5 protein-coding genes are annotated in these 6,585 nt (G+C 70.0%); 4 read left to right on the top strand and 1 reads right to left on the bottom strand.

The window, feature by feature from the left end; genetic code table 11:
- On the bottom strand, positions 1-492 hold a 492-nt coding region (locus C665_RS17625; protein ID WP_004324859.1), incomplete at its 3' end, for a copper ion binding protein.
- Between the two features lie 292 nt (positions 493-784).
- On the opposite strand from C665_RS17625, the gene C665_RS17620 reads away from it, so the two are divergent.
- The 4 genes from C665_RS17620 to asnB form a co-directional block, all read left to right on the top strand.
- Entirely contained in the window at positions 785-2,248 is a 1,464-nt protein-coding gene (locus C665_RS17620; protein ID WP_004324858.1) for a lipopolysaccharide biosynthesis protein, read from the top strand.
- A gap of 6 nt (positions 2,249-2,254) precedes the next feature.
- Entirely contained in the window at positions 2,255-4,240 is a 1,986-nt protein-coding gene (locus C665_RS17615) for a hypothetical protein (RefSeq protein WP_004324856.1), read from the top strand.
- 2 nt (positions 4,241-4,242) lie between these two features.
- Positions 4,243-5,319: a glycosyltransferase WbsX family protein gene (locus C665_RS17610; protein WP_004324855.1), complete on the top strand. Its 1,077-nt coding sequence runs from the start codon at positions 4,243-4,245 to the stop codon at positions 5,317-5,319.
- A gap of 1 nt (position 5,320) precedes the next feature.
- On the top strand, positions 5,321-6,585 hold a 1,265-nt coding region (gene asnB / locus C665_RS17605), incomplete at its 3' end, for an asparagine synthase (glutamine-hydrolyzing) (RefSeq protein WP_004324853.1).

Below are 6,585 nucleotides of genomic sequence, written 5' to 3'. Positions count from 1 at the left end.
CTCCGCCTCCTCGGCCGCGGCGTCGGCCTCGCGCGCCCCCTCGCGCACCTCCGCGGCCGGCGTCGCACCGAAGCCGGCCTTCTGCACCGCCGCCACCAGCGCCGCGGTCGGCACGCCGCCGGCGAGCTCGACGTGGGCGCGGCGCGCGGCCAGGTTCACATTGGCCGTCACCACCCCCGGCACGCGCTGCAGCACCTTCTCGACGCGGCCCACGCAGGCCGCGCAGCTCATGCCCTCGATGTCGAGCTCGAGGGTGTTGCGCCGCACCTCGTAGCCGGCCTTCTCGACCGCGGCGATCAGCGCCGACAGCGGCACCGCCGCCGGAGCCGTCACGGTGGCGGTCTCGGTGGCGAGGTTGACGCTGGCGGCCTGCACGCCCTCGACCTTCAGCAAGGCCTTCTCGACGTGGGCGACACAGGAGGCGCAGTTCATGCCGGCGATGGCGAGGGTGCGCACCGCAGCGGCGGGCGAGACAGTCCGGGGGGTGTTCATGGTGTCCATCCAGTACGGAACCGGGATAGTCCGCACTGTAGACCTTGCCAACGTGGGAAGGTCAACCCGACCTCCGCGGTCGCCACGCCAAGCGGGCCCGTGCCCGTGAAAGCCTGCGCCACCTCGGCCGGCGCCGCAGGTGCGGAGCCCGAGCGAAGCCGCAATCGACCCCGCGCACCCCGCTTCGCATGCGTCCCGGCGCGTGTAGAGGCCATAATTCACGGCTTGTTCACGCCTTCCCGGGCACAATGCGGGGCAACATTCCGCCCGCTTAGGCCTCGTTCCCATCCAGATGAGTACATCGAACTCGATTCGCAGCGGCATCAAGTGGCTCGTCACCGGCAGCCTCGGCGGTCAGGTGCTTCAGTTCGCCTTCGGCATCGTGCTCGCGCGCCTGCTCGTCCCGGAGGATTTCGGCTTCATCGTCACCATCCAGATCTTCACGGGTTTCGTCGGCCTGATCAGCGGCGGCGGCATGGGGCAGGCGCTGGTGCAGTCCAAAGACGCGCAAGCGCGCGATTTCGACGTGGTGTTCACGGCGCAGTTGCTGATCGGCCTCCTGATCTTCGCCGGCTTCTACGTCGCTGCGCCCTGGTTCGCGCACACCTTCGGCGATGCGCTCTACGCCGACCTCGTCCGCGTCTCGGCGATCAGCTTCCTCCTGCGCCCCTTCGTGAACACGCGTGCGAGTGCGCTGCACCGCGACATGCGCTTCAAGGAGCGCTCCGTGATCGGGCTCGCCGTAGCGGTCCTCACCGGCCTCGCCAGCATCGCGCTCGCGGTGGTGGGCGCCGGCCCGTGGAGCCTGATCCTGTCGGGCATCCTGGGCAGCCTGATCACCCTCGCCATGCTCGACCGCGTGAGCGACCGCCGCCCGCAGCTGTGCCTGGACCTCGAGGTGGCACGACGCTTCGGCGCCTACGGGGTCAAGGTTTCGCTCAACGACCTCGCCGCCTATTTCACCAAGCAGGCCAGCAACGCAATCATCAGCCGGGTTGCGGGGCCCTCGGCGGTCGGTCTCTTCAACAAGGGCGAGAGCCTTGCCTGGCTGCCCTTCTCGACCGTGAGCGCTGCGGTCTACGACGCGGTCTTCCGCGCGATGGCGAAGGCGCAGGACCGCCCCGACGAGGTCAAGTATCTCTTCTATCGCATGATCGGCCTGATGGTCGTCTACACGCTGCCGATCTATATCGGCCTGGCGTGGATGGCGGAGCCCTTCATGCTCTTCGTCTATGGCGCGAAATGGGTTCCGTCCGCCGATCCGCTGCGCATCGTCTCGCTCGCCGGCCTGCTGATCTGCATCGGCCACCCCTGCGGCGCGGTACTCGCGGCGATGAACCGCCTCGGCCGCGAAGTGTGGATTCACATCGCGCAGGGCGTGCTGGTATCCGTCGCGTGCTACTACGGCCTGAAGCACTCGGGCATCAGCGGAGCCGCATGGGGCGTCTTCGCCGGCATCGCCTTCTCCACCCCGGTGATGTACTACCTCGCGACGCGCTGCTTCCCGAGCCGTCTCGGCGACCTGTGGCGCGCGCTCGCGCCCGGCCTCGGCCTCAACCTCATCCTGCTGGCGGTGCTGGCACTCGCCGATGCGGCACTCCCGGCGGACTGGCGTGAAATCCGTCCCGCCCTGTACATGCTGGTCACGGGCGGGTGCGCCGCGATCGCCTACGCCGCCGCCTTCCTTTTCCTTCCGCTCGCCACACTCGCGGACGAGAGCCTGCGCTGGCGCCGTACGCTCCGGCTCGCCCGCTGACGAACCATGAAGCACCTCGACCTCCTGGAGCACTTTTCGGCCGCCGACGGCGGCATCGCCATGCAGTTGCGGGGCGCGCAGCGGCGCCTCGGGTCGCATGACGGCGTCGACATCGTGCGCGACGATTTCGCCGACGAGGCCGCGAGCGCGCTCTTCCTGCGCGTCCAGCGGACCGCCACCGCGGAATCGGTCCGCCTGCGGCTCGCCGGCAACCACTTGTTGAAACGCTGCGCCATCGGCGGCTGGATGTTCGAGCCGACGACACCTGGCGAGGCCGTCTTCTGGGTGCCGCGCCTGCCGGTATGCCGGACCCTGGATGCCGTCGGCCGCATCCGCGCGGAATCACCGGCAACGCTGGCGAACATGGAGATCGGCGGCGGCGAGGTGGCGGCCACGTTCGAGCTCGCACCCGACCAGGTGCTCGATTGTGTCGTCTGGCGGCTGGAGTCCGAGGCGTCGGGCACGGACGGGAGCCGCGCCGCAGACGAGCTGATGACGGCAAGCGCACTCGAGTCCCAAGCTTTCTTCGCATACGCCTCCCATACCGCGACGCGATGCGCGGCGGATTTCTACACGCACATCGTGCACGGCCAGGTCTACGGCGCCTGCTGGGCCTGGCCCAAGAAGCTGAAGATCTGCGACGAGCTCGACGCGCTCGCCCTGCACATGGTCGCCAGCGCCCTCGGCCACAGCACCGGCAAGCGCGTCTACCGCCTGTTGCGCCGCCAGATCGTGCTGGCCGTCCTCTGCCGCCAGGACGCCGACGGCGGTTTCCGGCACGGCGAATGGACCGACGAGTACGAGAGCCACAACCGCCTCATCAATGGCGCGATGCAGTTGCTGGCCACCGAGTTCGCCGCCGCGCCCGAGCCGGCCCTGGAGGGCGCGCTTCGCCGGATCGCGCGCTATCTCGCCGAGCAGGTCGACCACACCGATGCCGGGGCCTGGTTCCTGCACGATTCGCTGGAGCGCTCCGAGGAAGGCATGCGCCACTACCCGCTGGCGTGGGAACGCGGACGCTGGCTGGGCAAGTCGCCGACGAACCTCCTCATCCTCAACACCCACCTCGACTGCATGCTGGCACTCGCCCGCGAGCGCGCGGTGTGCGGCGACGACACCCACGACGGACTGCTGCGCTCCGCCGAGGCCTGCCTGCGCACGGTGATGTCCGCGCGTCCGGCCGACTGGCTGTTCCGCCCGCTGCTCGCGGTGATCTCCCTCTCCTTGCTGCCGAAGGCGGAGCAGGAACAACTGCCGTTCGCGCGCCGCGCCTTGAAGCGGCTCGGCTGGAAATACCTGATTCCGCGCTGGCACCTGATCCGCCGACGCTTTCCACGCCTGCTGATGCCCGCCGGCTACATCGAACGCAGCCTCGGCCAAGCCGATTTCGTGCACCGCTACCACGGGGTGCACCTGATGGATTTCGAACGCCTGCTCGCGTGCGGCGCCGTCGACCCGAAAGACCCTCGGTGGACGTCCATCAGCGACGGCCTGGTCGACTTCGGCGTAAATAGCCGCGTCACCCGACTCTGGAAGGAGACCGCGGCCAGCCGGGACTCGCTCGCATTCTGGGCCGAGGGCTTGTACCGCCGCTGCCTGCGCACGCGCGCGCAGCGCGACCGCGAGCTGCTGGCGACCGCGGTGCTCGACCTGCACGATGCCGGTCTCGGCCTGCCGCCCTCGCTGCTCGGCGCCAACGGCGAGATCGTGCCCGCACAATCGGCCGCGCCCACGCCGTCTGCCGCGGATGCACGCCTCAGGGTGATCAACCTGGGCGCGCGCAAGACCCCCTGCCTCCTCGTGGTCAACACCGCCACGACGGACCTGCCGCTTGCCTTCGAGCCGCCGCTCGCAGCCGCCCACCCCGGGTGGATGGACGCTACGCGGAGCGTGCCGGCGCGCGGCTGGATCCTGTTGCAGCCCGGCCCGTCCGACGCAGAGCCCGGCCCGGCCTCCTCCTCTCACGCATTCCTGCCTGCACGGCCCCGGTAACGATGAGCAACGCCCGCGCGATCGCCTTCCACCTGCCCCAATACCACCCCACCCCCGAGAACGACGAGTGGTGGGGCAAGGGCTTCACCGAGTGGACCAACACCACCCGGGCGAAGCCCCTCTACCCGGGCCACTATCAGCCGCACCTGCCGGCCGACCTGGGCTACTACGACCTGCGCCTGCCCGAGGCCCGCCACGCGCAGGCCGAGCTCGCCCGCGCATACGGCATCGAGGGCTTCTGCTACTACCACTACTGGTTCGGCGGACGGCGCATCCTCGAGCGCCCGGTCAACGAGATCCTCGCCAGCGGCGAGCCCGACCTGCCGTTCTGCCTGTGCTGGGCCAACCACAGCTGGAGCAACATCTGGCAGGGCGTGGCCGATCGCATGCTGATCGAGCAGACCTACCCGGGCATGGACGACCACCGCCGCCACTTCGAATGGCTGCTCGCCGCATTCCACGATCCGCGCTACATCCGCGTCGACGGCAAGCCGATGTTCCTGATCTACAACCCGCCCGACATTCCCGACGTGGCGCGGGTGATGGACTACTGGCGCGAGCTCGCTGCGCAGGCGGGGCTGCCGGGGCTGCACCTGGTCGCGGTGAATTACCTCGGCGCTGCGGTCGATCCGGCCGACTTCGGCATGGACGCCGCCACCTGGCAGCCGCTGCCGCCCAAGAGCGGCCACATCCCGTGGCGCTACCCGGCCTTGAAGGCGCGCATGCGCATGGCGAAGGGAAAATACAAGCTGACCGTGCTGGACTACGCCCGCATCATGAGCGGTCTGACCCGCGCCAGCCCGCCGCAATTCACCGAGTACCCCACGGTGCTCCCGAACTGGGACAACACCCCGCGCTCGGGTCTCAACGGACTGGTGCTGCACGGCTCGACCCCGGAGCTCTTCAAGACCGTGCTGCGCCGCGGCGTCGACCTGGTGCAGGGCTACCCGGCCGAGCAGCGCATCGTCTTCATCAAGGCCTGGAACGAGTGGGCCGAGGGCAACTACCTCGAACCCGACCAGCGCTTCGGCCACGGCTACCTGCGCGCGGTGCGCGAGGTCCTGCAGGAGACGCGCTGAAGTGTGCGGCATCAACGGGATCTTCGCCTACGCCCCCGCTGCTAACGCAGTGGACCGCGCCGAACTGCTGCGGGTGCGCGACACCATGATCGAGCGCGGCCCCGACGGTGCCGGCGTGTGGACCGGCGACGACGGGCGGATCGGCCTCGGCCACCGGCGCCTCGCCATCCTCGATCTCAGCGCGGCGGGCGCCCAGCCGATGCACTCGGCGGACGGCACGCTGGTGGTCAGCTTCAACGGCGAGATCTACAACTACCCCGAGCTGCGCGGCGAGCTCGAGCGCGCCGGCGTCGAGTTCCGCTCCCATTCCGACACCGAGGTGCTGCTGCACCTGTATCGCCGTCACGGTCCCGCGATGGTGGGCCGCCTGCGCGGCATGTTCGCCTTCGCGCTGTGGGACGCGCGGGCGCGCAGCCTGCTGCTCGCGCGCGACCCCCACGGCATCAAGCCGCTGTATTACGCGGACGACGGCAGGACCCTGCGCTTCGCCTCCCAGGTCTCCGCCCTGCTGGCCGGCGAAGGCGTCGACACGCGCCCCGAACCCGCGGGAGCGGTCGGATTCCTGCTGTGGGGCTCGGTTCCGGAACCGTTCACGCTCTACCGCGGCATCCGCCTGCTGCCGGCAGGCTCGACCCTGCTGGTGAACGAAGCGGCCGGCGCCGGCGCGGCGGTACGCTACTGGAGCCTGTCCGCCGCCCTGCAGCGCTCGGTGCAGGCCGCGGCGGCCGTCCCGGCCGGCGGGGAGGCCGCCTTCATGCGCGAACGCCTGCTCGAGAGCGTGCGCGCCCACCTGCTCTCCGACGTTCCGGTCGGTGCGTTCCTGTCCGCAGGGCTGGATTCGTCCACCCTGGTCGGCCTCGCCCGCGAAGCCTCGCCCGCCCGCCTGCGCACGCTCACCCTGACGTTCGACGACCTGCAGGGCACGGCGCACGACGAATGTCCGGCCGCGAGCCTGATCGCCCGCCATCTGGACGTCGACCACACCTGCATCGTGCTCTCTGCGGGCGAACAGGAAGACGAGCTCGATCGCTTCTTCGCCGCGATGGACCAACCGACCATCGACGGCATCAACACCTGGTTCGTGAGCCGCGCAGCACAACAGGCCGGCCTCAAGGTCGCACTCTCGGGCCTGGGAGGGGACGAATTGCTCGGCGGCTACGCCACCTTCGCAGAGCATCCGCGGCTGCGCGCGCGCGCCCACGCCAGCCCCTGGCGGCACGCACCCCGGCTCTACCGCGGCGCCCACCGCCTGCTCGGCGCCCGCCT

Origin of the sequence: Thauera aminoaromatica S2 (assembly GCF_000310185.1) — a bacterium.
Lineage (GTDB): Bacteria > Pseudomonadota > Gammaproteobacteria > Burkholderiales > Rhodocyclaceae > Thauera > Thauera aminoaromatica.
The sequence above is the reverse complement of the archived record's forward strand: the minus strand, read 5'-3'. Positions and strand labels throughout refer to the sequence as shown.